At 43.6% G+C, this 26893-nt stretch carries 23 protein-coding genes and 1 pseudogene; 3 read left to right on the top strand and 21 right to left on the bottom strand.

The genetic code is table 11. The annotated features are described in order from the left end of the window. From ACH0QE_RS00770 to ACH0QE_RS00735, 8 genes are all read right to left on the bottom strand, one after another. On the bottom strand, positions 1 to 625 hold a 625-nt coding region (locus tag ACH0QE_RS00770; RefSeq protein ID WP_415798843.1), incomplete at its 3' end, for a DUF2268 domain-containing protein. Between the two features lie 320 nt (positions 626 to 945). Beyond that, complete coding sequence (gene opp4C, locus ACH0QE_RS00765) at positions 946 to 1785, bottom strand: oligopeptide ABC transporter permease (RefSeq protein WP_226675982.1); 840 nt, start codon at positions 1783 to 1785, stop codon at positions 946 to 948. Positions 1786 to 1872: 87 nt separating this feature from the next. Further along, complete coding sequence (locus ACH0QE_RS00760; RefSeq protein WP_415798842.1) at positions 1873 to 2823, bottom strand: ABC transporter permease; 951 nt, start codon at positions 2821 to 2823, stop codon at positions 1873 to 1875. Between the two features lie 610 nt (positions 2824 to 3433). Continuing rightward, positions 3434 to 5086, bottom strand: coding sequence for a peptide-binding protein (locus ACH0QE_RS00755; RefSeq protein ID WP_415798841.1), 1653 nt, complete (start codon positions 5084 to 5086; stop codon positions 3434 to 3436). Positions 5087 to 5287: 201 nt separating this feature from the next. Beyond that, the gene (locus ACH0QE_RS00750) at positions 5288 to 6310 is read right to left on the bottom strand and encodes an ABC transporter ATP-binding protein (RefSeq protein ID WP_415798840.1); all 1023 of its coding nucleotides are present in this window, start codon (positions 6308 to 6310) and stop codon (positions 5288 to 5290) included. Continuing rightward, positions 6307 to 7290, bottom strand: a complete 984-nt coding sequence (locus tag ACH0QE_RS00745) for an ABC transporter ATP-binding protein (RefSeq protein WP_415798839.1) — start codon at positions 7288 to 7290, stop codon at positions 6307 to 6309. Before ACH0QE_RS00745 ends, ACH0QE_RS00750 begins: the two co-directional genes overlap by 4 nt. A 626-nt stretch (positions 7291 to 7916) precedes the next feature. Continuing rightward, positions 7917 to 9158, bottom strand: coding sequence for a beta-ketoacyl-ACP synthase II (gene fabF / locus ACH0QE_RS00740; RefSeq protein ID WP_415798844.1), 1242 nt, complete (start codon positions 9156 to 9158; stop codon positions 7917 to 7919). A gap of 59 nt (positions 9159 to 9217) precedes the next feature. After that, positions 9218 to 10150 carry a beta-ketoacyl-ACP synthase III gene (locus ACH0QE_RS00735; RefSeq protein WP_415798838.1) on the bottom strand — a complete coding sequence of 311 codons (933 nt, stop codon included), beginning with the start codon at positions 10148 to 10150 and terminating at the stop codon, positions 9218 to 9220. Between the two features lie 285 nt (positions 10151 to 10435). Here ACH0QE_RS00735 and ACH0QE_RS00730 point away from each other — a divergent pair, with 285 nt between their 5' ends. After that, positions 10436 to 10747, top strand: coding sequence for a hypothetical protein (locus tag ACH0QE_RS00730; protein WP_415798837.1), 312 nt, complete (start codon positions 10436 to 10438; stop codon positions 10745 to 10747). Positions 10748 to 10777: 30 nt separating this feature from the next. On the opposite strand, the gene ACH0QE_RS00725 is transcribed toward ACH0QE_RS00730, so the two are convergent. From ACH0QE_RS00725 to ACH0QE_RS00710, 4 genes are all read right to left on the bottom strand, one after another. After that, positions 10778 to 10966 carry a ComZ family protein gene (locus tag ACH0QE_RS00725; RefSeq protein WP_415798836.1) on the bottom strand — a complete coding sequence of 63 codons (189 nt, stop codon included), beginning with the start codon at positions 10964 to 10966 and terminating at the stop codon, positions 10778 to 10780. A 24-nt stretch (positions 10967 to 10990) separates the two neighbouring features. Beyond that, on the bottom strand, positions 10991 to 11941 hold the full coding sequence (locus ACH0QE_RS00720) for a BMP family ABC transporter substrate-binding protein (RefSeq protein WP_415798835.1): 951 nt from the start codon (positions 11939 to 11941) through the stop codon (positions 10991 to 10993). A 143-nt stretch (positions 11942 to 12084) separates the two neighbouring features. Then, positions 12085 to 12912, bottom strand: coding sequence for a hypothetical protein (locus ACH0QE_RS00715; protein ID WP_415798834.1), 828 nt, complete (start codon positions 12910 to 12912; stop codon positions 12085 to 12087). Positions 12913 to 12980: 68 nt separating this feature from the next. Then, positions 12981 to 13718 (bottom strand): hydrolase, encoded by a 738-nt coding sequence (locus ACH0QE_RS00710; RefSeq protein WP_415798833.1) that lies wholly within the window; start codon positions 13716 to 13718, stop codon positions 12981 to 12983. Between the two features lie 250 nt (positions 13719 to 13968). Between ACH0QE_RS00710 and ACH0QE_RS00705 the strand changes: the two genes are divergently transcribed. After that, the gene (locus ACH0QE_RS00705) at positions 13969 to 14157 is read left to right on the top strand and encodes a YjzD family protein (RefSeq protein WP_214908681.1); all 189 of its coding nucleotides are present in this window, start codon (positions 13969 to 13971) and stop codon (positions 14155 to 14157) included. Positions 14158 to 14214: 57 nt separating this feature from the next. On the opposite strand, the gene clpB is transcribed toward ACH0QE_RS00705, so the two are convergent. Next, on the bottom strand, positions 14215 to 16815 hold the full coding sequence (clpB, locus tag ACH0QE_RS00700; RefSeq protein WP_415798832.1) for an ATP-dependent chaperone ClpB: 2601 nt from the start codon (positions 16813 to 16815) through the stop codon (positions 14215 to 14217). Between the two features lie 163 nt (positions 16816 to 16978). After that, on the bottom strand, positions 16979 to 17161 hold the full coding sequence (locus ACH0QE_RS00695; RefSeq protein ID WP_079508079.1) for a YjzC family protein: 183 nt from the start codon (positions 17159 to 17161) through the stop codon (positions 16979 to 16981). Positions 17162 to 17315: 154 nt separating this feature from the next. Between ACH0QE_RS00695 and ACH0QE_RS00690 the strand changes: the two genes are divergently transcribed. After that, positions 17316 to 18128 carry an undecaprenyl-diphosphate phosphatase gene (locus ACH0QE_RS00690; RefSeq protein ID WP_415798831.1) on the top strand — a complete coding sequence of 271 codons (813 nt, stop codon included), beginning with the start codon at positions 17316 to 17318 and terminating at the stop codon, positions 18126 to 18128. A 253-nt stretch (positions 18129 to 18381) separates the two neighbouring features. Here ACH0QE_RS00690 and argF read toward each other — a convergent pair whose 3' ends face one another. From argF to ACH0QE_RS00655, 7 genes and pseudogenes are all read right to left on the bottom strand, one after another. Next, on the bottom strand, positions 18382 to 19338 hold the full coding sequence (argF, locus tag ACH0QE_RS00685; RefSeq protein WP_415798830.1) for an ornithine carbamoyltransferase: 957 nt from the start codon (positions 19336 to 19338) through the stop codon (positions 18382 to 18384). Then, the gene (locus ACH0QE_RS00680) at positions 19335 to 22436 is read right to left on the bottom strand and encodes a carbamoyl phosphate synthase large subunit (RefSeq protein WP_415798829.1); all 3102 of its coding nucleotides are present in this window, start codon (positions 22434 to 22436) and stop codon (positions 19335 to 19337) included. The genes argF and ACH0QE_RS00680 overlap by 4 nt, the downstream gene beginning before the upstream one ends. After that, positions 22429 to 23508 (bottom strand): carbamoyl phosphate synthase small subunit, encoded by a 1080-nt coding sequence (locus tag ACH0QE_RS00675; RefSeq protein WP_415798828.1) that lies wholly within the window; start codon positions 23506 to 23508, stop codon positions 22429 to 22431. Before ACH0QE_RS00675 ends, ACH0QE_RS00680 begins: the two co-directional genes overlap by 8 nt. Positions 23509 to 23580: 72 nt before the next feature. After that, a complete protein-coding gene (locus tag ACH0QE_RS00670; RefSeq protein WP_415798827.1) occupies positions 23581 to 24738 on the bottom strand; it encodes an acetylornithine transaminase in 1158 nt (385 codons plus the stop codon). Continuing rightward, on the bottom strand, positions 24738 to 25508 hold the full coding sequence (gene argB / locus ACH0QE_RS00665; protein WP_415798826.1) for an acetylglutamate kinase: 771 nt from the start codon (positions 25506 to 25508) through the stop codon (positions 24738 to 24740). Before argB ends, ACH0QE_RS00670 begins: the two co-directional genes overlap by 1 nt. A gap of 13 nt (positions 25509 to 25521) precedes the next feature. Beyond that, entirely contained in the window at positions 25522 to 26757 is a 1236-nt protein-coding gene (gene argJ, locus ACH0QE_RS00660) for a bifunctional ornithine acetyltransferase/N-acetylglutamate synthase (RefSeq protein WP_415798825.1), read from the bottom strand. Positions 26758 to 26768: 11 nt separating this feature from the next. After that, a pseudogene (locus ACH0QE_RS00655) lies at positions 26769 to 26893 on the bottom strand (N-acetyl-gamma-glutamyl-phosphate reductase); the annotation flags it as partial.

The raw sequence follows: 26893 nt of genomic DNA, 5'->3' as shown, positions 1-26893 counted from the left end.
CATTGGAAGGAAGCTTAAACGAAGCTTTTTCAGTAAAATATCCATTTTGTTTATATTGTTTTACAATTTCATAGCCAATTGCATAGCCGAGTAACGTTGGCCGGCCCCCTAATCCAAACAAAATTTCATCATGCAAACGGTCCTCCCTCTGGATTGAGAGCTTCTCATTGAGCTCTTTTTCCCAAAACTCAGCCAAAATTTTTGTCGAATATCGTCTGCTCCATTCTCCTGTATATTTTTCACCGCAATTTTCTGCAACTGCATGCTCTGCAAGACCTTCGAGAATTATTGAATCAAGGAGGTTATATTCAGCCGGATTTTTCTTTTGTGCCTGCATCCTGCATACATGGTGATATTCGTGGACAAATAATGCTTCCAGCTCTTTCTCATCGTTTATAGGAGTCAAGAAGAGAAACATTTTATCAATAAAAGATAGTCCGGATTTACCTTTCCCTTCCCTCATTAACTTTGAATTCGATTGATCCAAGGGAAAGATGAAGACTGGGATATCTGGGCCTTTCCATTTTCTTTTATACTTTCTAAAAATTTCTTCTGTCGCTGACCAAAACTTTCCTGCCTCCAGCTCTCCCAGCGTCTTCCTGGTTCTGCGGTCTGGCTTGTACATGCCGAAGTTCTTTAAATAGCTGTATATTTTTTTGGAATCAACTTCACCTTCAAAATAATCAACCAGCTTTTCACATATCCGGTGTGGACTGTTGAATTCAGTTTCTAACCATGTATCAGTCCTGACTACCCCATCGCTCTCCCTCCAAAGATTTCAATTTTTACAGCTATTCTATGAAAGTAGCAGCCAATAGTTCTGGGATGCCTAAATCATTTTTTAAAAAATTTTCCCAACATAGAAAAAAGCCAGGTTTCCCTGACTCATTTTTTTGCATGATTTAATCCTTGAAGGTTGTTTCAAATGTAAAACCATTAAAAACTCTACTCATTTATCTTCGGGTCAAGTGCATCCCTGAGTCCATCGCCGACAAAGTTAAAGCAAATGACAGTCAACAAGATCATTAATCCTGGTGCCAGCGGGTACCACCATGATTTTAATAGAATAGTGAAATTCTGTGCGTCCTGAAGCATATTCCCCCAGCTTGCGTCAGGAGGCTGAATGCCCAGACCCAAATAACTTAATCCTGATTCTGCTAGAATGACATAGCCAACTGCCAATGTTGCTGAGACAATGATTGGACCCATCGCATTCGGAAGGATATGCGAAAATATAATCGTATGTGTCCTAGTTCCAATTGTTTTCGATGCAAGAACAAATTCCCTAGACCTTAATGACAGGAATTCGCCTCTGACAAGACGGGCAGTAGTTGTCCAGCCTAGCAGCGCGAAGATTAAAATTAGCTTATCCACTCCTGGCTTGAAGATCGTGACTAGTGTAATCAATAAGAAAATGGATGGGATTGATAGAATGATATCTACGAAACGCATGATAATAGCATCTACAATCCCGCCAACATAGCCAGCAACCGCTCCAAGGAAGGTTCCGATCGTAATCGAGCCTAACACTGAGGCGAAACCGACCAATAGAGATATTCTTGCCCCATATAAAAGCCTTGAAAAGACATCTCTCCCGAATCTGTCTGTCCCGAGCCAGTGGTCACTGTTTGGAGGCTGCAATTTTAACAGCAAATTTTGTTTAGAAGGCGAGTATGGTGCGATTACCGGCGCTAAAAGCGCTGCCGAGATAATGATGATCAAGAATACTCCGCCAAAAATGGCTAGCTTGTTTTTGAAAAACTTTCTGACAATGATCCCGAGCATTGTGTCCCGCGAGGTTTTGATACCATGCAAGTCAAGGCTGCCAGAAGTATTTCCAGCTAGATTTGTTTTTGCCATGTTTACCTCCCCTTAATACTCGATTCTTGGATCAAAAATTGCGTAAAGTATATCGGCAATCAGATTCCCTATGACGACAAACACCGATGAAATCACGGTTAACCCCATAAGCACCGGATAGTCCCGCTGGAAGGCGGAGTCTACGAACAATAAGCCAATCCCTGGCCAGGTGAAGATTTTTTCAACAATGACAGCCCCTCCAATGAAGGAAGGAATCATCAAGCCGAAAATCGTGATGACCGGAATCAAGCCATTACGGAGGCCGTGCTTATAAATGACTTTGTTTTCTCTAAACCCTTTTGCTCTGGCAGTTCTCATATAATCCTGCTTAATGACTTCGAGCATGCTAGATCTCGTATACCTGGTCAATCCAGCCATATCCGCGGAAGCCAAAACAAATGCCGGCATGATTAAATGGTGTATCCTGTCCCATATACTGAAAGGAGCGTTCAATGTCGCTACTCCTCCAGTCGGAAACCAGTTGTTCTGTACCGCGAAGACCATGATTAGGACCAGGCCAAGGAAGAAGTTTGGCGTTGCTACTCCAAGAAATGATGTGACTGTTACAGAATAATCAAGCTTGGAATACGGTCGCGTGGCCGAAATGACTCCAAATGGAATCGAAATCAATATCGCCAGGATTGTTGAAACGACCATCAGTAAAATCGTATTTGGCATTCTGTTCATGATCATTTCAATTACCGGAACACCTTTGCGGATAAGCGATGTACCAAAGTCACCCTGAAGCATGGCTCCCAGCCACTTTAAATACTGAATATGGACAGGATCGTTAAGACCGTACCTTTCCATGAACCTTTCCTTATCAGCCGGACTGATTGTCGGGTCCATCATCAGGCTGGCAGGATCACCGGGAGCTAGCTTCATGATTGCAAAGGAGACAATTGTAATCCCCAGCAGCAAAGGAATGGCCATCAGTATTCGGCGAATGATATAAGATAGCATGGCAATTCTCCTTTTAAAATGAAGAGATTATAAGAAAAGGGCAAGCGCCTTGGTCAGCCCCGACAAGCGCTGGAGGGCCTGACGGTGAAGTAGTTCTTTGACTTCATTGGCAGGACCGAAGCGTCTCGAGGGGCTAGGCGCTGGAGCTGGACAAAGAAAAGCGCAAGCGCCTTGGTCAGCCCCGGCAAGCGCTGGAGGGCCTGACGGTGAAGTCGTTCTTTGACTTCATTGGCAGGACCGAAGCGTCTCGAGGGGCTAGGCGCTGGAGCTGGACAAAGAAAAGCGCAAGCGCCTTGGTCAGCCCCGACAAGCGCTGGAAGGCCTGACGGTGAAGTCGTTCTTTGACTTCATTGGCAGGACCGAAGCGTCTCGAGGGGCTAGGCGCTGGAGCTGGACAAAGAAAAGCGCAAGCGCCTTGGTCAGCCCCGACAAGCGTTGGAGGGCCGACCAGTGAAGTCGTTATTTGACTTCATTGGGCGGACCGAAACGTCTCGAGGGGCTAGGCGCTGGAGCTGGACAATTCTCGAAGTGAAGAATTTATTATTGCTGATGCTCAAAGTTTGAGAGGGAAGGGAATCAGCCCTTCCCTCCCATACAGATGTTGTGTGATCTACTTTTTCAGCCACCACTTGGAGATTTCATAAAAATCATCCTTCGCGTGGAATACATAGCCTTCAAGATTCGCCGGCATTACCCTGTGCACGTTAGGATAGTACAGGAATGTGTAAGGCTGGTCTTCTGCCAGCATCTTATAGATGTCGGCATATGCTGCCTTATATTCATCCTGATCAAGAATCTGTTTCGCTTCTTCCATCAGCTTATCCGCTTCAGGATTTGAGTACCAGACGAAGTTCAGGCCTTCTTCCATCTGGCTCGAGTGGAAAATATCATACTGGTCAGGGAATGTAGACAGGCTCCATCCGAGCACAAGTGCGTCATAGTTCCAGTTAGGAGCGGAAATCTGCTCAATGAAGGCGCTCCATTCGACGATTTCTGGCTTTGCTTCGATTCCAACTTCCTTCAATTGCTCTTGCAGGACAACGACAATATCTTCCCTTACTTTGTTACCCTGGTTTGTTTTTACCGTGAAGGAGAATTTCTTGCCGTCTTTATCAAGGATTCCGTCACCATCTGAATCCGCCCAGCCTGCTTCGGCCAGCAAAGATTTTGCTTTTTCTACGTCAAATTCGAATTTTGGAACATCTTCATTGTAAGCGAACGATAGTGGACTTTCCGGAACGTGTGCCACTTTGCCGTCACCGTTCATGACAGAACTAACGATTGCTTCCCTGTCAATAGCATGAGTAATTGCCTGACGAACCTTCTTGTCTTTGAACAGCTCATTCTTTTGGTTGTAGCCAAGATATGTGTAAGAAAGGCCTAAGCCAGACTCTACTTTAACGCCAGGGAATGATTTGACTGTTTCAATGTCAGTTCCAGGAACTCCTGCAGCAAAGTGGATATCCCCTGCTTGGATTTGCGCGATCATCGCATCCATGTCTGGTACGATTTTGTATGTGAGTGTATCAAGGTAAGGACGACCTTTGAAGTAATCATCGAATGCTTCAACCTTTACATACTCGCCATCCTTCCATTCAACAAATTTGAATGGACCTGTACCAATCGGGCTCTTTGTATTGAATTCATGCTCGCCAAGCTCGGCAACAGGAACATCCTTTAGGATATGCTCAGGCAAAATGTAATAGCTTAAAGATACTGGATAGAAGGAAGCATCCTTCTTGCTTAGCTTGAATTCGACAGTATAGTCATCGACTTTTGTAACTGATTCCATTGCTTCGAAAGCAGATCCGCGCTCACCATTATAATCAGGATCCTTTGGAATGCTAAAGGTGAAAACGACGTCATCTGCATTGAATTCTTCACCATCATGCCATTTGATTCCCTTTTTTAGTTTGGCTGTAAATGTCAAACCATCTTCAGAAATATCAATTGACTCGGCCATGCTCATTGTCGGATTAAATTCCGTATCAGATGATACAAGGCTGTCATAAATGAATCCTTCAATGTCAGAGCTGGATGTATCAGTTGAGTAAAGCGGGTTGAAAACGGTAGGTGCACCAGTAGAACCAATAATTAAATCCCCGCCTTGCTGCGGACCAGTTGCTTCCTCTTCTGTCTTGCCATCGTCTCCAGGAGTTTCTTTCGGATCCTCAGAGGTATTTCCTCCTGTACAGGCTGTCAGGAAGATCGACAGGATCAGGGTAAGACTAATCAACCACCACGATGCTTTTCTTAATTTCACATTATTTCCCCCTTTTATTTTTTGCTAGATTTTTTTTGCCATTTACGATTCCTTTGTTGTTCGTACTAGTTAATGCATTCGTACAGTCTTCGAGACTCATTTCAAACACATTAATAGTGGAAAAGGCAACAAAGTCTGCGCAAATAGCCTTAAACAATAGAAAGGTGCCAGTATCTCCTCCTTTCAAGTCGTGCTCCTGCACTATGTATATAGATGGCAGGCAACAAAATGGTTGTTCTTGACTTCATTGAAGTCAGGGTTCACTTGTCTGCAAAGGTCAAATGCGGCTGGGCACCTTGTATGGAAGACACACCCTTTTGGTGGGTTTGCCGGGCTTGGTAGCTCACCTTTTAAGATAATCCGTTCCCTCTTCATGGCACCTTTTTTTCTAGGCACCGGCACAGCTGACAGCAATGCCTGTGTATATGGATGGAGTGGTTCTGCGTAAAGCTCCTTTTTTGAAGCAAGCTCCATCATTTTTCCGAGGTACATGACCCCGACCCTGTCACTAATATGCCTGACAACGCTTAAGTCGTGGGATATAAAGATATAAGTAAGACCGAATTCTTCCTGAAGGTCCTCCATCAGATTGATAATTTGGGCCTGGATTGAAACATCCAATGCTGAGACAGCTTCATCGGCAATGATCAATTCCGGGTTCAAAGCCAGCGCTCTTGATATCCCGATCCTTTGCCGCTGTCCACCCGAAAATTCATGTGGATACCGATTGATGAAAGAAGCATTGAGTCCTACCTTCTCCAACAGAATTTCAACTTTCTCATCCCGTTCCTTGCTTTTATAAAGATGATGGGTATCCAGCGGCTCCCTGATGATTGATCTCAGTGTTTTCCTCGGGTTAAGAGACGCGAACGGATCCTGAAAAATCATCTGGATGTTTTTTCGTACATCTTTGCGAAGCTCACTTTCAGATAGATGGGAGATATCCCTGCCATTGAAAATGATCTTTCCATCGGTAGGTTCATAGAGTCGGATAATGGTCCGGCCGACTGTTGATTTGCCACACCCTGATTCTCCGACAATCCCTAAAGTCTCACCTTTATTCACCATCAGATTTATTCCATCGACTGCCTTTATATGACCAACTGTCTTTTGCAGCAATCCAGATTTTATAGGAAAGTGCTTTTTTACATCTTTTAATTCAAGCAAGATTTCAGAGCTATTGTCCTGTGAATTCCTTTCCATGATTTCATTTGGCGAGATCATTGTTTCAACTCCTTGCTATCATGTAAAAAGCACCTTACAGAACGATTGGCGTATTTTCTCACAAGCTCTGGCATTTCACTGAAACAGCGCTCAAAGGCATGCGGGCAGCGAGGTGCAAAACGGCAGCCTTTTGGGAGATTCTCAGGTGACGGGACATTTCCTTCAATAGAGGCAAGCCGTATATGATCCTCGTCGATAGATGGGATGGAACCCATCAAGCCACTAGTATAAGGATGCAGCGGATTTTCGAATAGGTCTTCAACCATTGCTTCTTCTACTACCTGCCCTGCATACAGGACGACGACTCGATCAGCAACTTCAGATACCACTCCCAGGTCATGGGTAATGATTAGGATTGATGTTTCAAACTTCGTGCTCAGCTCCTTCATCAAATCCAAAATTTGCGCCTGGATCGTCACGTCCAATGCAGTGGTCGGCTCATCCGCTATCAGGAGCTTGGGGTTGCAGCTCATCGCCATGGCAATCATCACTCTTTGACGCATCCCCCCCGAAAGCCTATGCGGATAATCATTGATTATTTCCTTTGCGCGTGAAAAACCCACCAGCTCCAGCATCTCAATCGCCTTTTTCTTAGCCATAGCATTATTCAAGCCCTGATGGTATGTCAGGACTTCTGTGATTTGTTCACCGATGGTAAGTACAGGATTGAGCGATGTCATTGGTTCCTGGAAAATCATTGATATATCATTCCCGCGAATTTTGCACATCTCTTCCTCGCTTGCCTTGGCAAGATCCCGTCCATCAAAATAGATCTGCCCGTCCACAATTTTTCCGGGAGGACTAGGTATCAGCCGCATAATCGATAGAGAGGTAATGCTCTTGCCAGACCCTGATTCCCCTACCAATGCGACAGTTTCCCCTCTATTGATGACTAGATCAACCCCGTCAACTGCTGGAATCAGTGTCTTTTTCCTTTTAAAATAAGTTTTAAGATTTTTTAGTTCCAATAAGGCTGTCACGTTTCTTGCACACCGCCTATCCCAATGAAATTGATATTAAGAGAAATGACTTTATGACCAAGTGAAAGATTCTGATAATTATTAATTATTAGAAGCAGTGCTCTTTTATTACACTTTCATTACTTTTTTGGATGTAATATTTTATGTAGTTCTCAAAAAATACAATTTTTGGAGGTAAGTTGTTTTGCCTTGAAAATAGATTGAGGACTTTATTACCCATTCTTTCAGAATTATGAGGCTGTTGATTTATGGGTTTTTTTTCACATATGGAAATTTGTTGGGTGGGGTCGTAGTCAATACTTCTTGACGCTCTGCTTTTACCCAAATGCGGGGACAGGCTCATTTTCGGGCAATGCAGACGTTCTGCTTTTACCCAAATGTGGGGACACGCTCATTTTCGGGCAATGCAGACGTTCTGCTTTTATCCAGATAAGGGGACTTGTTCATTTCCGGGCAATGCAGACGCTCTGCTTTTACCCAAATGCGGGGACTTGCTCATTTTCGGGCAATGCAGACGTTCTGCTTTTACCCAAGTGCGGAGGCTGGCACAATAAAAATAAAAAAAGCAGAACCCCTAAAATTAAATAGGGTTTCTGCTTTTATAGTTGGAGGAGTTCTCTTCCTCGTTAAGCGTCGTATTTTCTGAAAGCAATTGTGGCATTATGGCCGCCGAAGCCCAATGAGTTGCTGATAGCGGCATGTACCATTTGCTTGCGCGCTGCGTTCGGCACATAATCCAGGTCACATTCCGGGTCTGGTGTTTCCAGGTTGATTGTCGGCGGCAGGATACCTTCCTTCAAAGCCAGAATCGTGAAAATCGCTTCGATTCCGCCTGCTGCACCAAGCAAGTGGCCTGTCATCGATTTTGTCGAGCTGACTGCAAGCTTGTATGCGTGCTCGCCAAAAACTGTCTTGATGGCCATAGTTTCATATTTATCATTATATTCAGTACTTGTTCCGTGGGCGTTAATGTAACCTACGTCTTCTGGTGCCAAGCCTGCATCGTCAAGCGCCATTTTCATCGCTCTTGCTCCGCCTTCCCCTTCAGGAGCCGGCGCGGTAATATGATATGCATCTCCAGTTGCGCCATAACCGACGATTTCAGCATAGATTTTAGCTCCGCGTGCCAATGCATGATCTAACTCTTCAAGAACTACAATGCCAGCGCCCTCACCCATAACGAATCCATCACGTTCTTTGTCGAACGGTCTGCTCGCCTTCTGTGGGTCCTGGTTAGTAGAAAGTGCTGTATTTGCACAGAAGCCTGCAAACGACATTTTTGTAATTGGAGCTTCAGCGCCTCCAGTAACCATCACGTCAGCATCGCCGCGCTGGATGACCTTGAAGGCATCCCCAATTGAGTTAGTTCCAGTTGCGCATGCTGTGACTGTACAAGAATTAAAGCCTCTTGCGCCAAGTGTAATGGATACCTGTCCTGTTGCCATATCAGGAATCATCATCGGCACGAAGAAAGGGCTGACCCTGCGATATCCTCTGTTCATGAAGGTTTCGTGCTGCTGCTCGAATGTCTCCATCCCGCCAATTCCCGATCCAATCCACACTCCGACTCTAGGAGCGTTTTCATCGGTGATTTCCAGGCCGGAATCTTTTACCGCCATCAATGAAGCTGCTACTGCATAGTGAGTAAATCGGTCCATCTTCCTTGCATCTTTCCGGTCTATAAAGTTCTCAACATTGAATTCTTTTACTTCTGCCGCAACCTTTGCAGGGAAATCATCGGCATTCAGTCTAGTGACAGGACCAATTCCCGATACACCTTCAATGATATTGTTCCAGGTAGTTCCTGCGTCATTTCCAAGAGGCGTAACAGCCCCGATTCCAGTAACAACGACTCTGCGCTTCTCCATCATTATTGCATCTCCTTTATTCACACTCTTATTTTATATAAGTTGATCTTATAATTGGTTTATTTACCCCAACGCATGGCAATCGCGCCCCATGTCAGACCGCCGCCAAAGCCAACCATTACTACTACATCGCCATCCTTGATCTTACCTGCTTCCAGTTCTTCAAAAAGCGAGATCGGTATTGATGCTGCTGATGTATTACCATATTTATGGACGGTCTTTGACATTTTTTCTACCGGCAGTTCAAGTCGCTGACGGGCAGATTCCATAATCCTGATATTGGCCTGGTGGGGAATAAGGAAATCAACATCCTCTTTTGAAAGTCCAGCTTTTTCAAGGACGTTGATGCTGCTCTCACCCATTTGCCTGACAGCAAATTTAAAGACTTCACGACCATTCATCACAATATAATCATCCTGATATAAGTGCTTTCCGCCAGAACCATCAGAGCCGAGTTCAAAGGACAGCACCCCTCTGCCATCAGAAACAGGTCCCATGACAACTGCACCAGCTCCATCACCAAACAGCACTGCTGTGTTACGATCGTTCCAATCGGTTATCTTGGAAAGCTTTTCTACACCTACTATTAAAACATACTTATAAGTGCCTGCTTCAATAAATTGTTTTCCTGTTACCATTCCATACATGAATCCGGCACATGCAGCACTCAAATCCATTGCGGCTGCTTTTTTCGCACCAAGTTTATCCTGGAGCATACATGATACGGTTGGGAATGGCTGATCAGGTGTAACAGTTGCCACAAGAATCAAATCCAGATCCTCAGCCGAGATCCCAGCATTACTGATTGCTTCAACAGCAGCACGATAGGCTAAATCCGAGGTGTCCATATCGTCGCCTGCTATTCTTCTTTCCTCGATCCCCGTCCTTGACCGGATCCATTCATCCGAAGTATCCATCTTCTTTTCCAAATCAAGGTTTGTTACAACATCCTCAGGCAAGTACCGCCCAACCCCAGTTATCCCTGCATTCATGGGATCCATCTCCTTTTATCTTGGATTCTGTCTATTTCGTTAGAATTTTATTATCAATTATTATGACTTGGTACTAATTTTAGCAGAAACTGCTCTTTCACTGCAACTGAAAATTAACAATTCCGCTCCTGCCCTAGTCCATGTGGCCAGCTCAATCATAAACTGACAATGAAGACCAATGCTTTTGGGCCGGTATTATCGCTCTAAAGCAGACTGAAATAAGCCAGTCTAACCAGTTGCTTTCGATTTTAAAATAAACAGAAAAATAGAAAGGTGGGAGTGAAAATGGAGGATGAACGAGAAAGGGACCTATTTGGTTTTAAGCTCAAGAGAGATGAGCAAGAAGGATCCGATCAACGTGAACAGGAGTATACTCATTTCGACCAATTCATGTTTGGGCGGCACAGGAATATAGAAGAAGAAAGTGAGCAAAGTGTGAAAAATGATTCTCCCCTCAACAAGTATCTGGGACAAATTGATTTAGATGAAGTCATGTACCATGTAGATACACTGATCACATCAGCCAGAGAGCTCAAGCCGCTAGTGGGTAAGGTAAAACCACTTTTTGATCATTTCAGAGAAAAAAATAAAAGCTGAGGCGCTCCTCAGCTTTTGTTCCTGAATATATTATTCTTTTACAGCATCTGCTTTTCCCAGCTCGTAAGCTTCGTTCATTACATTAGTGAACAGCGTGAAAAATGGCTGCATGTTGTCCATCGTCAATTCAATACCTGCCTCCTGTAGTTTTTGCTGCGCTTCCGGAAGGTATTTCATCGCGATTTGCATGAACTCCATAGTTTTATCATTACTTTGCATGTATATTGTCTCCTTCATTTATATTTACTGGTTGGGCAATTTGCCGGTTTCTTTATAAGAATTGATAAAAGTGCCTATTCTTTCCCTAAACTTAGAATCGACTTTAGGACTGAACTCGCCGAGGGAAATAACTCCATCCTGAAAGTCGAATGAGAGGTTGCCCGACTTTAATTCCCCATTATTGAACTTCTCAGCCGTCAATTCATACAAGTCATCAACATGCTGGACAGTACTCGTCAATACCGTCGACTCACCAAAATCTGACTGGTCCGAAATATAGCCAATAATATATAAGCCTCTGTCCTTTACCCTTTCTATTACGGGTACATTATACCCATCTCCAGCAGGATAAATGACATCAGCCCCCTCATCCAATACACCTTCAAGAACATCCAGCGCTTTCTTTTGGTCATCCCAGTGTCCAACAAAGCGTATGTCGACCTTCGTATCCTTGTTTTCAAACATCGCACCATCATAAAAGCCTTCCACTTCAGGCTGCCATTCATATGCGGCAATGATTCCGACCTTGCCGGTTTTAGACATGTGGCTCGCGACCATTCCGCCAAAAAAGCCCATGGCATATCCCTTAAAATTTAGGCTTGTCGTGTTTTTTGTTCTGGCATCTCCATTAAAGCTAATGAAATGTATGTCAGGATATTTCCCTGACATTTTATTGAAATAAGCTGCGTACTCATTTCCATGCCCATATATGAGGTTAACTCCCTGGCGATCGAACTCCTTCACTGCAGCCTCTACGTCTTCCTGTGAATTCATACCTTCTTTGAAAAAGACATCAACTCCCAGGCTCGATTGGATTTGCAGAAGTCCTCGATATCCTTTCGTCCCCCACACCTGATCATTAATAGTTTCAGGCACCAACAGGCCGACTTTCTCCACCTTGCCTGTTGCAAGAGGTTGTCCGCATCCCCCAAGCAAAAGAAGGCTTACCAATATTAGCCCGAAACGTTTCAGCATCCGATGCATCTCCTTTATGCGCCACTGTGCAAATCCTTTAAATCATTCAGTGTTCGCTTTATTAAAATGGAACCGATTAAAAGAATCTTTTACCATTTTACTCTCTGGAGTATGACTTTGAAAAGTGGTTTATTGAAATTCGCTTAGACTCTGCTGTCCTGTATTCGAGTAAAATGTTCCTTTTGCCTGGTTAATCCCTTGCTGATTTGCTCATTTTCCCCTACTGTCCTGACTTGGATTGTTTCTTTTATTACTGGTGCTACAACCTCGTTCCTTAGCATTGCAGCATCCTGGTCAATCAGCTCCTCTGCACACTGCAGCCATCTATCCTGTTCTCCACTTGATAGTATATACTGGCCCTGTTGGCCTGATTCAGCCATTTCCTTTATCGTTTTGACAGCATCATCTACATACAAGCAATCATGCGTCCATTCCCATTTGCTAATGTCAGGAACCTTATTGCCATTATTTGAAGAATGAGACATCGTTTGCTGGAAAAAACACTCCTCCGGCTGCCAGGGACCATAAATGGTCGGCAAATAGATTGTTAGAAGTGTGGATTGCCGGTTGTTGATATATCGGCTAATTTTTGTTTCTGTCTCCCTAAGATCCATGTTTTCCTGGGCAAAATATGCAGGCAGAACGACAGCTGTCGGCAGCTTTTTCAAATGACGATTTTCTAATTTGCTGAGAAGGGCTTCCAATAATTCATTTGTACCATTCCGAGTCTGCAGCGACTCAAACAAAGTCACGAACAGAAATCCTTCTGCTCGCTCAGCTTCCCAATCTTCCAGACTGATTTCTGAGAAGTTGGCATTCCTGCCAATCTCAAGACGTTTTTCCTCTGTAAAATAACCACCTATGTTTCCTGACTGGTGGATTCCATCTATCTCAACGCCTAGATCAAGCATATGACGGCACAGACTATATCCTATAAAGTCATATATTCCGAGAATCGTTGCTCTTTCCATATTGAACTCCTCCTTGCAAATACTCTCTTGTATCCTATGAATCTAAAACTGAAAATATTTGCAGGGAGTTATAGGACTTGCTCATGTTTTGTAAAAAATTGTACGATTTGGCTCCCTACTTGAAGCACTTTTTCAGGAAGTACATAGCTTACGGTAACCGGGAGGTCAGCTCTTTCCCATTCAACTGACAGTTCCTTAATGATACTTGACTGCTTATAAGCCCTGTTTCCTGATAATACATGTATGATTTTTACTGGCGTTTCTTTATTGAAAGCAGTACTGGAAGAGCCATCATCAAACCTTTCAGGGAGCTTGTTAATTTCGGTTTCATATGCAGCTTCCAGTTCTGCGACAAGCTTTTTATAAAAAAACTTATTCTCTTTTTCCTGCTCCAGATGCTTACTAAGAGAGAGGATTGGATTGATCAACACCAGGCTCCTGATGTTAGATTCACCATGAGCTAAAAGCTTTAAGGCAACAAGTGCCCCCATCCCCTCAGCCACTACATGGAAAGATGTATTCAATATTTCATTACGGACGATATGGCTGCACAGTCTCATTGTTAATTCGACAGCCTTCTCACTTCCCCAATGCCTTCCATATAAATTTGAATAAAAGACAGTATACCCCTCATTTTTCCATATGTTCAACAGTGAACGTTTACCTTCATTTTGCGTCCAAAAGCTGCTTTCACTGTTCACAAAGTGCCTTTCATCTCCAATCGTCAGGATACCGAAACCATTCGGCCTTTCAGGATAATGGATGACATTCCATTCGGTATCCAGTTTAAAGTTCCGGCTCTCCATCTTACCAACCCCTTCCCCACAGATTATTCATATTACTGTATGTGATTTAGCAGGAAATGAAAGGGGATTTGCCCATTTTTCCATATTAATCCCTTTTCTTTGTGCTCAAATCTCCATTTTAATTTTACCAGGTTTTAGTAAAATGAAAGGGTACTATGAAAACGCTTTTCATTTTATTTAAAATTCATTTATAATTTATATGGCTTGTGGTAAGATGAGAAAAGATTTAATAATGTAAGAGGTGAAAATCGTGAAATATTTCTGGACTTTACTCTGGACATTCCTCCTGGTTCTAATGCTTAATTACGTAGCTGGCGCGATGATTGGCGTTGGATTGGACTTAGCTCAAAGCACGATCCTTGCGGTTGTGGCAACAATCATTATCCTTGTGATTCCGGCAGTTCTTCCAAATGGATCTGAAGAAAATCACCAACATTAAAGTACATAAAAAAAGTCATCCGACCGGATGACTTTTTTTCTTTTATTACTAAACTGCTTACTTAACACCCAAGGATATATCTCCATTTTCTACGCCAATTTCCACCTGGCTCTTCTCTTTGATTCTGCCTGCAATGATTTCCCTGGCGAGCTTTGTTTCTACGCTCCTCTGGATGAATCTTTTCAGAGGCCTAGCGCCGTAAATAGGATCGAATCCATGCTCAGCTAAGAATTCTTTTGCTTCATCCGTGATCGACAGCTGGATTTGCTGGTCTGCGAGCCTTGCCTGCAAAGTCTTTACTAATTTTCCTACAATCATTTTGATTTCTTTTAATGCCAGAGGCTTGAAAAGGATGATTTCGTCTACACGATTCAGGAACTCCGGCCGGAAATGGCCGCGCAGCTGGGTCATTACAAGATCTCTGGTTTCCGAAGAGATTTCATTGTCCCCACCCTGCCGGTCAAGCAAGTAATGCGAGCCAATATTGGACGTCATGATAATGACAGTATTCTTAAAATCGACCATTCTACCTTGTGAGTCCGTTACCCTTCCATCATCCAGCATCTGCAAAAGGATATTGAATACTTCCGGATGTGCTTTCTCTACTTCATCGAGGAGGATGACCGAATATGGATTCCTTCTGACTGCTTCTGTAAGCTGTCCGCCTTCTTCGTATCCTACATAACCCGGAGGTGCTCCAATCAGTCTTGATACAGCATGTTTTTCCATATACTCAGACATGTCAATTCGAATAATGTGTTCTTCACTGTCAAACAATGACTGAGCAAGCGTCTTGGCCAGTTCCGTTTTACCTACTCCAGTAGGACCTAGGAAAATGAAAGACCCAATTGGCCTATTCGGATCCTTGATGCCAGCTCTGGCTCTGAGGACCGCGTCGGCTACGAGTGATACTGCTTCATCTTGTCCAACAACCCGTTCATGAAGAATGCTTTCTAGCTTGAGAAGCTTTTCCCGCTCTCCTTCAACAAGCTTCATTACTGGTATACCTGTCCATCTGGAGACAATCGATGCTATTTCTTCTTCAGTCACTTCTTCGCGGAGAAGCCTTTCCCCTTCATTTTTGCTAACTTCCAGCTCAAGTGCCTTCAGTTCTTTTTCAATAGAAGGAATACGGCCATGCCTAAGTTCAGCTGCTTTATTCAAATCATAGTCATTTTCCGCCTTTTCCAGTTCTCGCCGAAGTCTTTCCAGCAGTTCACGCTGTTCCTGAACCTTTTGGATGCCTTCTTTTTCTTTCTGCCACCTTGACTTCATTGCATTCGCTTTTTCCCTCAAGTTGGCGAGCTCCTTACGAAGAGTTTCAAGGCGCACTAGACTTGCATCATCTTTTTCCTTTGTTAAAGCAGCTTCTTCAATTTCTAACTGCATGACTCTTCTAGTCACTTCATCAAGCTCAGTTGGCATTGAGTCAATTTCTGTACGAATCATCGCGCATGCTTCATCAACCAGGTCAATCGCCTTGTCAGGCAAGAAACGGTCGGTGATATATCGATCTGATAACTTAGCGGCAGCAACCAGCGCACGGTCATGGATGTTTACTCCATGATGGATTTCAAACCTTTCCTTCAATCCTCGTAAAATTGATACCGTATCCTCGACATCTGGCTCTTGTACCAATACCTGCTGGAAACGTCGTTCAAGTGCAGGATCTTTTTCAATGTATTTCCTGTGTTCATCCAGAGTTGTTGCACCAATACAGTGAAGTTCCCCGCGAGCAAGCATTGGTTTCAGCATATTCCCGGCATCCATTGCCCCCTCAGTCTTTCCAGCGCCAACAATGGTATGGAGTTCATCTATGAACAACAGGATTTTGCCTTCACTCTTTTTCACTTCATTCAAGACAGCTTTTAATCTCTCTTCAAATTCTCCTCTGAATTTCGCACCTGCAATCAGTGCACTCATGTCCAGTGCAAAAACCGTCTTATCCTTTAAACCTTCAGGAACATCCCTGCGAACAATCCTCTGCGCAAGCCCTTCTACAATAGCTGTCTTACCTACCCCTGGCTCGCCGATTAAAACAGGATTGTTCTTTGTCTTCCTTGAAAGGATGCGAATAACATTGCGAATTTCACTGTCCCTGCCGATCACCGGGTCAACCTTTCCTGCCTTGACTTCCTCCACAAGGTCGCGTCCATATTTTTTTAACACTTCATAAGTTGCTTCTGGGTTTTGTGAAGTCACTCTCTGGTTCCCCCTAACCTCTTTGATTCTTGCTAATAATTTCTCCCTGGCCACTCCTGATTTCCTTATGGCTCCGCCTGATTCAGAACCTGGAATTTCAAGAGTGGCTAACAAAACATGTTCTACCGATAAATAGTCATCTTCAAACTGTTTCATTTCCTTTTCAGCTTGTGCTAAAACCTTTTGCAGCGTTGCGGTAATATATAATTTCCCCTGTTCTACTCCACTTCCCGAGACTTGGGGTTTCTTTGACAGGGTAAGATTCAATGCTTCTTTGAAATTATCCAGATCCAGTCCGATACCAGTAAGCAAAGTTGCCGCCAAATTGCCGTCCTGTTCAAGTAAGGCAAGCAATAGGTGCGAATCATCTACTTCCTGGTGATTTTGTTGAACAGCCAGGGTCTGGGCTGATACAAAGGCATTCTGCAAGCTTTCTGTCATTTTATTCAAATCCATGCCCAACCACTCCTTTGACCTTTTTTGACCTTTAATTATATTATAATAAAAATTCCCAATTAGTAAAGCCATCCGCACTGGATGGCTTTAAGAAAGACAGTATGAATTTCAATCCGGAAAATGCTTTTCCTGGCTGACCCAGGTGTTTTGGGCTTCAGGTGATTTATTTGAACTTTGGCATGTAAGTCCAGTGGCGGTTGTGATTGGAGTTTTCCGGAAAACGGTCCCCAGCTTTAAGTTTAATTTTTTGCGGGTTGTTGACATTGCTGCCTGTTTCTCCAATTTCAATGTAAATACCATTATTAGGTGCCTTTTGTCCGGCACGGAACTGATGACTTTGACCCATTTGCCTTCCTCCTTCATTAAAGTATTCCGGCAATTTTATTATTTACTGATTTAAATAAAGTATTTATGCATAATTTATCCTTCCAAAAAAAAGGGTTATACGGTACATTAGTGTGTATGAGTTTAAAAATTAAGTGGAGGAAATAAAAAACGATATGGAAAATTTCTATGAACTGCTTAAATACATATTTCTAGGTTTATTCCAGGGAATTACTGAACCAATCCCTGTTTCATCCAGCGGACATTTGGAAATTGCAGAACATTTTTTCGGACTTAAAATTGAAGGAATGAGTTTTGCATTACTCGTCAACACTGCTTCTTTATTTGCTGTTTTATTGATTTATCGTAAAGATATCATGCGATTAATTGTCAATGGACTTGCATATCTTAAGAACAGAGATCCGGAAGCGAAATCTGACTTTATGTTCATCATATATCTGATTGTTGGAACGATTCCTGCTGGTGTAATCGGAATCCTATTTGGGGATTTTATTGAGGACAACTTAGCATCAATTAAAACTGTGGGTATCACTCTGTTAGTTACAGGTATTGCACTGTGGACAATTCGCAATATGCGCGGCCGCAAGCATGACGGAGATTTAAGCTTCAAGGACGCCATTATTGTCGGATTAGCCCAGGCAGTTGCACTTATACCTGGAATTAGTCGTTCAGGAGCAACGATTGTCGCTGCTATGGCTCTTGGTATGAAGCAGGAGACCGCATTGCGTTATTCCTTTCTTCTTTTTATTCCAGTTAGTGTCGGCGGCATGATTCTTGGGTTTTCAGATATTCTTAAGGACCCATACCTAGATGAATTAGCAGTGCCATATATTTTTGCATTTATTGCCTCACTGATCGCTTCTTACTTTTCTTTAAAATGGTTCATGAATATCATGGCACGTGGAAACTTGAAGTATTTTGCGATTTACTGCTTTATTGTAGGACCACTTGTCCTCATCTTCTCTTAATACACAAAAACCGGCTAACTTAATAGCCGGTTTTGTTTTTTTTAGTTCAGTATCATATATATATTTTGCAGAAACAGTGTCCTATTTGACCTTTTCGCATCTTTAGCTACTCGTTCGGGCACATAGAATTTTTCTATAAGACCTTTTCGCTCCTTCACCCACTCATTCGGGCATATAGAACTTTTCTATAAGACCTTTTCGCTCCTTCACCCACTCATTTGGGCTTATAGAAATTTTTCACATCTTCAACCATTTAATCCCTCAATATCTCCACAAGCAAAGCCTTCTGTGCATGGAGTCGGTTTCCTGCCTGTTCGAATACGACGGAGTGTTGGCCGTCGATTACTTCTGCTGTTACCTCTTCTCCGCGGTGAGCGGGAAGACAGTGCATGAACAGGTAGTCTTCCTTTGCAGCTTTGAGCAATGCTTCGTTCACCTGGTATTCATGAAAATCCTTTAATCTCTGTTCATTTTCGAGCTCCTGGCCCATGCTGGTCCATACATCAGTATAGATGATATCCGCGCTATCAACGGCTTCTAGAGGAGATTCCGTGATGACCATATTTGCGCCGCTTTGCCTTGCAAAGTCTTCACAGCGAGCTGTTATCGTCTTATCCGGGAAGTAGCCCTTTGGAGTGGCAATACATACATCCATCCCAACTTTTGTGCAAGCGATCATCAGTGAATGGGCGACATTGTTACCATCACCGATGTAAGCAAGTTTGAGGCCCTTTAGTGTTCCCTTTTTTTCGTAAATCGTCAGAAGGTCAGCAAGTGCCTGGCATGGATGATACAGATCAGTCAGACCGTTGATGACAGGGATGTCAGCATGATCGGCCAATTCTTCAACTGAGCTGTGAGAAAAGGTTCTGATCATGATGCCGTCCAGATATTGTGAAAGAACCTGGGCTGTATCTGCCACAGTCTCACCCCGGCCAAGCTGAAGGTCGTTGCCATTTAAGTAAAGAGCACTTCCTCCAAGCTGAATCATACCTACCTCAAATGATACTCTTGTACGCGTTGAGGACTTGTCGAAAATCATTCCGAGTATTTTACCTTTAAGGGGCTGGTCAAATTGTTTTTTTAATGTTTTTTCCTTTAAGACTACTGCATTTTCTAACAACGTTAAGATTTCCTGTGGTTCCAAATCGGCCAGGGTTAACAAGTCCTTGCCCTTTATATCAATATTAAGCTGCTGTAAAGCTGTCACTCTGCCATCACTTCCTCACTAGTTTCTGTTAGCCAATGATCCAGGGAGTTGACACTCCAACTAACGGCTTTTGCACTTTTTAATAACGCATTTAGAGTTTCTTTTTGGGTCAATACGATTTTTCGGTTCTTGACAGCCCACTCTCTCAAAGAAATATCCCTCTCTGATGTGCCAGGACAATACAAGGCTGCCACCTTTTGATGGTCAGTTACTTTTTCGATATCAATTAAATTTAAATTTACTGGCTTCTTTCCAGCTTCCAATAGCTCATTTTTATCAGCAAACGCGATCGCTCCCTGGCCAGCTTTTCCGCTGATTGAATGGAAACTCTTATATAATGCCTCTTCAAGCGTCGAAGCGATGCTGATTCCTTCCCCTGTCGAAATCATTTGCGGGCCTGTTTTCGCGTCCAGTCCTTTTAAGGCAAAGTTCGAAAATACAGGATGCTTTACCACTGTGTACTGTGCATCAGAGCCGAGTAGAACTTCATCTTTCGACAAAAAATATTTCCCAAGCAATATTTTTGTCGCTTTTTTGATTAATTCAACACCTGCTACCTTGCTGACGATTGGCATTGTTCTACTCGAGCGCGGATTAACTTCTAGCAAATACACTTCATTTTCCTTCACGATGAACTGGATGTTCATTAATCCCTTATACTCCAATTCATTCACGATTCTCTTTGCATACTCAACCATCTGCTGTTTCGTTTGGCTTGAGAAACTTTTAGAAGGGATGATGCAAAAACTGTCCCCTGAATGGACTCCAGTTTTTTCGATATGCTCAATGACAGCCGGAATCAAGATATGCTCCCCATCGGATGCAAGATCAAGTTCCGCCTCACTTGCTTCAAGGTATTGATCCACGAGAATTGGATATGAAATATTACCACTCTCGAGAGCACTTTCGAGTTCCTGCGAGTTTCGAAGCACCACCATATTAAGTCCGCCAATAACATAAGAAGGCCGTATTAATACTGGATACCCTAGCTGCTCGACAGCATCCAGCAGTTCATCCTCGTCCCCAGCTGTTTCACCCTTTACACGCGGTATTTCAAGCTTGTCGAGCAGCTGGTAAAATTGATCCCGGTCTTCAAACAAATCAATTGTTGCAGAACTCGTTCCCAGCAGCTTGACTCCCGCTTCCTCAAGGCCTTTTGCCAGATTCAAGGCGGTCTGCCCGCCGAGCTGGACAATAACTTCCTCTATCCCTTCCATTTCAATCACATTCAAAATGTCTTCCAGGGTTAAGGGTTCAAAATATAATCGATCAGATATCGCAAAATCAGTGCTGACGGTTTCCGGGTTATTGTTGATCATAATGGTTTCCACATTTTCTTCTTTGAGGGCAAAAACACCATGAACACAGCAATAATCAAACTCAATTCCCTGACCGATGCTGATCGGACCGCTTCCAATGACAAGCACCTTTCGTTTGCTGCTTTCAACTGCCGCTTCATTTTCACCGAGATAGCTGGAGTAAAAATAATTGGACGCAGATTCAAATTCTGCCGCACATGTATCGACCATTTTGTAAACAGGTGTGATACCCAATCTTTTTCGCAGCCCCCTGACCGACTGCTCGCTAACCTTCCATTCTTTAGCCAGATAGGCATCACTAAACCCTTTTTCTTTCAGGTTTCTTAACTCTGTTTCCGTAATGTTTTCGATCTCAATCCCTGTAATAACCTTCTCTATATCGATCAAAGACTTAAATTTAGCGAGGAAAAATAAATCTATTTTTGTTTTTTCATGAAGAGACCCAATTTGCTCACCCCGACGCAGCAGTTCGAGCAATGCAAAAACCCGCTGGTCTGTCTGTTTTCCTGCCAGAGCGTATAGCTGTTCGACAGAATCATCCTCAAATGCCGGCAGTTGTAAATCCAGAGCTTTACTATTCAGAGATCGTACCGCTTTGATAAAAGCTCGTTCAAAGCTTCGGTCAATTGCCATCGCTTCCCCTGTTGCCTTCATTTGTGTCCCTAAGGTCCTGTCAATTTGCGGGAATTGCTCAAACGGCCATTTCGGTATCTTCACCACTACATAGTCGAGTGCTGGCTCATAGCTAGCGAAGGTATTGCCAGTAACAGGGTTTATGATCTCGGCAAGGTTGTATCCGACTGCCAGCTTTGCAGCCATCCGTGCGATTGGGTATCCTGTTGCTTTAGATGCGAGCGCTGAGGATCTGCTGACTCGCGGGTTCACTTCAATCAAATAGTATTTTTTGCTCATAGGGTCTAGGGCAAACTGGATGTTACAGCCTCCAACGATTCCTAGAGCTGAAATAATTTTAACAGCGGATGTCCTTAGCATCTGGTATTCTCGATCCGTTAGTGTCTGTGAGGGAGCTACTACAATGGAGTCGCCCGTATGAATGCCGACCGGGTCAATATTCTCCATATTGCAGATGGCGATACAAGTACCAGCAGCATCCCGCATCATTTCGTATTCGATTTCTTTATAGCCTGCAATGCTTCTTTCGACCAGGCATTGCTTAATTGGGCTCTCATTCAGCCCTCCGGATACAAGAGAGATCAATTCTTCCATTGTTCCGGCTATCCCCCCGCCTGTGCCTCCAAGTGTGTATGCGGGCCTAACAATCAAAGGAAAGCCGATCTTGTTTGCAAAGGCCACTGCCTCTTCAACAAGTTGAACAATTTCACTTTCTGGCACGGGTTCCTTCAACTCATGCATCAGGCTGCGGAATGCTTCCCTGTCTTCTCCTTGCTTAATACTTGCAACCGAGGTGCCCAGCACTTTTACTTTGTACTTATCGAGAGTGCCCTCTTCACTTAGCTTGAACACAAGGTTCAACCCTGCCTGGCCGCCAAGAGTCCCTAAAATACCATCAGGCTTTTCTCGCTGGATCACTTTTTCTATCCCTTCTGCCGTCATTGGTTCGAAATAAACTGCATCTGCAAATACATGATCTGTCATGACAGTTGCCGGGTTATTATTTATAAGAATGACTCGATAGCCTTCCTCTTTCAAGGCGATGCAGGCCTGTGTTCCTGCATAATCAAATTCAGCGGCCTGGCCGATGATAATGGGACCAGAACCAATTACCAGTATTGAATTAATATTTTTATCTTTAGGCATAGCTGACTTCTCTCCGCTTTCTGTATTTGACTGTATTGATGAAATCTTCAAATATGAATACACTGTCTTCTGGTCCCGGGCTGGCTTCCGGATGGAACTGGACAGTCGTCAGCGGCCATTTTTCATGATAAAGGCCTTCTATTGACTGATCATTTTGATTGAAGAAATGGACCTTCAATCCTGTATTGCCGATGCTATTGGGATCAACAGCATAGCTGTGGTTTTGCGAGGACATGAATACCCGATTGCTTTTCACATTGTAAACTGGCTGGTTTGCTCCTCTATGTCCGAAGAGCATTTTCTTTGTGTCCCCTCCAAGAGCCAGAGCTGCCAGCTGGTGCCCAAGGCAAATCCCCAATACGGGATATTGCTCGATTACCTTCCTTACCTCATGCAGCTGCCCAAATAATTCCTTTGGATCACCTGGTCCATTAGATAAAAGAACGCCATCAGGCTTCAATGCAGCAATTTGTTCAAAGCTATAATTGTAAGGAACAATTGTCACCAGGCAATTTTGTTTCACCAGATAGTCGGCGATTGATTTCTTAAAACCATAATCAATTAACACAATATGGGTTTCACCAAAACCAATAGAATGTGGTGCCGCAGAAGATACTTCCTGCACCTTGAGACCGTCATTCGTATCACAGCTTGAATGACAAACTGCATCGTTTGATAAAATGGCAGGCATCGTTCCATTCTGCCGTATGCATTTTACGAGCTCACGAGTATCAACATGCTCGAGTAAAGGAATATCCCATTTCTCAAGATATTCTGTGAGTGTGTGCTGAGCTTCATAGTGATAAGCTGTTTTGGCAGCTTCACATACGATCACTGCCGCAACATGCGGCTTATTGCTTTCAAAATCTTTATCATTGATTCCATAGTTGCCAATCAGCGGGTACGTAAAAACAATGATTTGATTCTTATATGAAGGATCGGTCAGTACTTCTTGATAACCCGTCATTCCTGTAAAAAATACAATCTCACCGGCAATGCCCTCTTCAGCTAGCGATCCATGCAAGTGCCCCTGAAATGTCTTGCCGTCAGCCAGATGCAGATATCCTTTCATCAGACACCTCTCCAAACGTATATTTATTTAAATAAACTTATTTTTATACAATTATATCTAAAAAAATTTCTGTTATTGTGCGGCTACCTTATTTTTACTTATTGTTTCTTTCATTATAGAAACGGCCTTTTCAATCTCTACTACTTTAACATTCAGCGGCGGAAGAAGCCGGACCACATTTTCTCCTGCAGGCAACGCAATCATTCCCGATTTCCTCAATTCAGCTAAAATTGGCTGCGCAGCAACAGTCAGTTCGATTCCAGCCATCAATCCCAGTCCCCTGATTTCTTTAATTACTTCCAAACAGCCGAGTTCCTTGTGCAGCAACTCAAACAGTAGTCTACCTTTATCGGATGCCTCTTTTAAGAATTCTTCGTTAAATATGATTTCCATAACGGATTTCGCTGCTGCTGTACTGATCGGATTTCCGCCAAATGTCGATCCATGGCTTCCGGGTCCAAAAAACTCCGCCAGTTCTGCTTTGCCGATAGCAGCTCCTATTGGAAGTCCATTACCAAGACCTTTCGCAACGGTGATGATATCGGGTTCAATCCCAAAATGCTGAAATGCAAATGGTTTCCCCGTCCGCCCGATCCCAGTCTGGATTTCATCGATAATAAGCAGGACGCCATTTTCAGCACATAACTTAGCTGCTTCGTTTATAAAGTGATTTGTTACGACGTGGATTCCGCCTTCACCCTGAACAATTTCAATCATTACCGCAGCTATTTCAGAATCTAATTCATTTTCCAGGGCTTCCAGATCATTGAATGGCAGGTGGATAAATGTTTCAAGCATGCTTCCAAACCCCTGCTTGATTTTATCCTGTCCAGTCGCAGCCATCCCGGCGAAAGTCCTGCCATGAAAGGATTGCAGGAACGTGATGATTTTAGTCCGGCCAGTAGCTTTCCTTGCCAGTTTAATCGCTGCTTCATTTGCTTCGGCTCCGCTGTTTGCAAAAAACACACAACCCAGCCCAGATCCCTCGGCCAGCTTTTTCGCTGCTTCTTCCTGGATACTTTGCGGAAAGAGATTGGATACATGCCAGAATAATTCGAGCTGTTCCTTGACTGCATGTTCAACTGCTTCAGGGCGATGGCCCAAATTGCAGACGCCTATACCAGAAGTAAAATCAAGGTATTGTTGTCCGTCCTTTCCATAGATGATTGTCCCTGCTGCTTTTTCAGGCTCTATTTCCCATCGTTGATAGGTTGGGAATAAATGACTCATTAAAACACCTCTTCTTTTGCGGCAATTGCAGTTCCGTGCCAGCAGTTATTTTTATAGAATTGCTTTTTGCCAGAAATGATCATGACTGTGTCTACGCCTGCTGCTGTAGCTGACAATGCGGATTTTACCTTTGGAACCATTCCTCCATAAATGCTTCCTTCAGAAATATAGCTTTCTATTTGGCTATCACTAATTTCGCTTACCAACTCACCATTGATCAGAATTCCGTCAACATTTGTTACGAAAGCACAGCGTTCAGCCTTCAAGGCTTTCGCAATCGATGCAGCAGCATAATCGCCATTAATATTAAGCTTGCTGCCATCCTCGGCAATGCCGATTGGCGTAATCACGGGTATATAGCTATTATGAACTGCCAACATAATCAGGTCCGTGTTTACCTTTGTAATAGTCCCAACATATCCTAATCCCTGTTTATCAATATATTCAGCCTGAAGGCAAAGTCCATCGCTCCCATTGATGCCGAGAGCATCGAAGCCCTGTTTCATCAGCATGCTGCATAGCTGACGATTGGTTTGGCCGGACAGTACCATCTCAACTATTCCCATCGTCTTTTCACACGTCACTCTAAGACCATCTTTGAAATTTGCCGGGATATTATATAAATCAAGCATGAAATTGATTGCCGGTCCGCCCCCGTGAACTATGACGGGATAAAACCCATCCTCCATCAATTCTTTTAGACTATTGAAGAATTTGTCATTAAGCTCCTCTAACACACTTCCTCCGCATTTAATGACCACTGTTTCCAATTAATCCGCCCCTTTATGTCCGATAGCTTGCATTTATTTTCACATAATCATAGGAAAGATCGCAGCCCCAGGCCGTTCCTTTCCCCTTCCCCACATGGAGGTCAACGAAAATTTGAACCTTGTCATTCATCAGGTACTCCCTCGCCTGATTTTCATCGAAAGTAACGGGTGTACTTCCTTTGAGCATTGTAATTTCTCCAAGGGAGATATCGACCGTTTTTGGATTAACAGTTGCCTGACTTTGACCGATTGCGCCAATGATTCGGCCCCAGTTCGCATCGGCCCCATAGACTGCAGTTTTGACAAGGTTCGAACCGGCAATCTGTTTACCTATCATTCGGGCCTCTTCATCTGACATTGCGCCTGCTACGGATATCTCAATTAGTTTAGTAGCTCCTTCTCCATCTCTTGCGATTTGTTTCGCAAGGCTTGCACAGCTTTCTTTTAACAAGTTTATAAAAACTGGCCAGTCTGGATGGTCCGGGTTCAATGGCTGATTTCCTGCAGTTCCATTTGCCATCACCAACACCATATCGTTGGTTGATGTATCTCCATCCACCGTGATTTGATTGAAGGTTGTGTTTGTTACATTTTTTAGCGCAGCCGTCAGGTGTTCACTTGAGATACTTGCATCTGTTGTTAAAAAGCCGAGCATCGTAGCCATATTCGGGTGAATCATCCCTGAACCTTTCGCGGCTCCCCCCATACTAACTGTTATACCGTCAATCTTGGCAGAATAACAGCAGCTCTTCATTACCGTATCCGTTGTCAGGATTGCCGTTTGGAAGTCCTTTGCATCATCAGCTGATTTGCCAATGGCCAGATTGCCTATTCCAGATTCGATTTTTTCCATTTGCATAAATTCACCAATGACACCGGTTGATGCTACAGCAACATGATGTTCCGGAATCCCCATTTTTTCGGCTGCCAATGAGCGCATCTTCAACGCATCCTGATACCCTTGTTCTCCGGTGCAAGCATTCGCACATGCACTGTTGACAACGATTGCCTGGAGGATCTTTTCCTTTTCAATACTTTCCTGAGTAACCACCAATGGCGCAGCCAGGAAGTGGCTCGTCGTGTAAACTGCGGCACAACTCGCTGGCTTCTCGCTTACAATCATCCCTAAATCAAGCTTTGTATAACGCAGCCCTGCATGTACTCCGCCGCATTTGAACCCTTTTGGAGTTAAAATGCCTCCATCTGGAACACTTTTTATTAATTGCTTGTCGGTCATTGCCTGGTACATATTATCCTCCTTTATGGATACAGTGGAATCATCTTAAGCCCTGCACTTTCCTCAAACCCAAACATAATGTTGGCATTTTGGACCGCCTGCCCAGCAGCACCTTTCATTAAGTTATCGATAACCGACACAATCGTCA

Source organism: Mesobacillus sp. (assembly GCF_047739415.1).
Lineage (GTDB): Bacteria > Bacillota > Bacilli > Bacillales > Cytobacillaceae > Mesobacillus.
Note: the sequence above shows the minus strand (reverse complement) of the source record. Positions and strands in the feature narration are given on the sequence as shown.

What these genes read in the sequence shown, in the direction of transcription:
- opp4C (WP_226675982.1), bottom strand. Translation starts at nt 1,785, where the DNA reads ATGCTCGGGATCATTGTCAGAAAGTTTTTCAAAAACAAGCTAGCCATT.
- ACH0QE_RS00760 (WP_415798842.1), bottom strand. Translation starts at nt 2,823, where the DNA reads ATGCTATCTTATATCATTCGCCGAATACTGATGGCCATTCCTTTGCTG.
- ACH0QE_RS00750 (WP_415798840.1), bottom strand. Translation starts at nt 6,310, where the DNA reads ATGATCTCGCCAAATGAAATCATGGAAAGGAATTCACAGGACAATAGC.
- fabF (WP_415798844.1), bottom strand. Translation starts at nt 9,158, where the DNA reads ATGGAGAAGCGCAGAGTCGTTGTTACTGGAATCGGGGCTGTTACGCCT.
- ACH0QE_RS00735 (WP_415798838.1), bottom strand. Translation starts at nt 10,150, where the DNA reads ATGAATGCAGGGATAACTGGGGTTGGGCGGTACTTGCCTGAGGATGTT.
- ACH0QE_RS00730 (WP_415798837.1), top strand. Translation starts at nt 10,436, where the DNA reads ATGGAGGATGAACGAGAAAGGGACCTATTTGGTTTTAAGCTCAAGAGA.
- ACH0QE_RS00725 (WP_415798836.1), bottom strand. Translation starts at nt 10,966, where the DNA reads ATGCAAAGTAATGATAAAACTATGGAGTTCATGCAAATCGCGATGAAA.
- ACH0QE_RS00720 (WP_415798835.1), bottom strand. Translation starts at nt 11,941, where the DNA reads ATGCTGAAACGTTTCGGGCTAATATTGGTAAGCCTTCTTTTGCTTGGG.
- ACH0QE_RS00715 (WP_415798834.1), bottom strand. Translation starts at nt 12,912, where the DNA reads ATGGAAAGAGCAACGATTCTCGGAATATATGACTTTATAGGATATAGT.
- ACH0QE_RS00710 (WP_415798833.1), bottom strand. Translation starts at nt 13,718, where the DNA reads ATGGAGAGCCGGAACTTTAAACTGGATACCGAATGGAATGTCATCCAT.
- clpB (WP_415798832.1), bottom strand. Translation starts at nt 16,815, where the DNA reads ATGGATTTGAATAAAATGACAGAAAGCTTGCAGAATGCCTTTGTATCA.
- ACH0QE_RS00695 (WP_079508079.1), bottom strand. Translation starts at nt 17,161, where the DNA reads ATGGGTCAAAGTCATCAGTTCCGTGCCGGACAAAAGGCACCTAATAAT.
- ACH0QE_RS00690 (WP_415798831.1), top strand. Translation starts at nt 17,316, where the DNA reads ATGGAAAATTTCTATGAACTGCTTAAATACATATTTCTAGGTTTATTC.
- ACH0QE_RS00680 (WP_415798829.1), bottom strand. Translation starts at nt 22,436, where the DNA reads ATGCCTAAAGATAAAAATATTAATTCAATACTGGTAATTGGTTCTGGT.
- ACH0QE_RS00675 (WP_415798828.1), bottom strand. Translation starts at nt 23,508, where the DNA reads ATGAAAGGATATCTGCATCTGGCTGACGGCAAGACATTTCAGGGGCAC.
- ACH0QE_RS00670 (WP_415798827.1), bottom strand. Translation starts at nt 24,738, where the DNA reads ATGAGTCATTTATTCCCAACCTATCAACGATGGGAAATAGAGCCTGAA.
- argJ (WP_415798825.1), bottom strand. Translation starts at nt 26,757, where the DNA reads ATGTACCAGGCAATGACCGACAAGCAATTAATAAAAAGTGTTCCAGAT.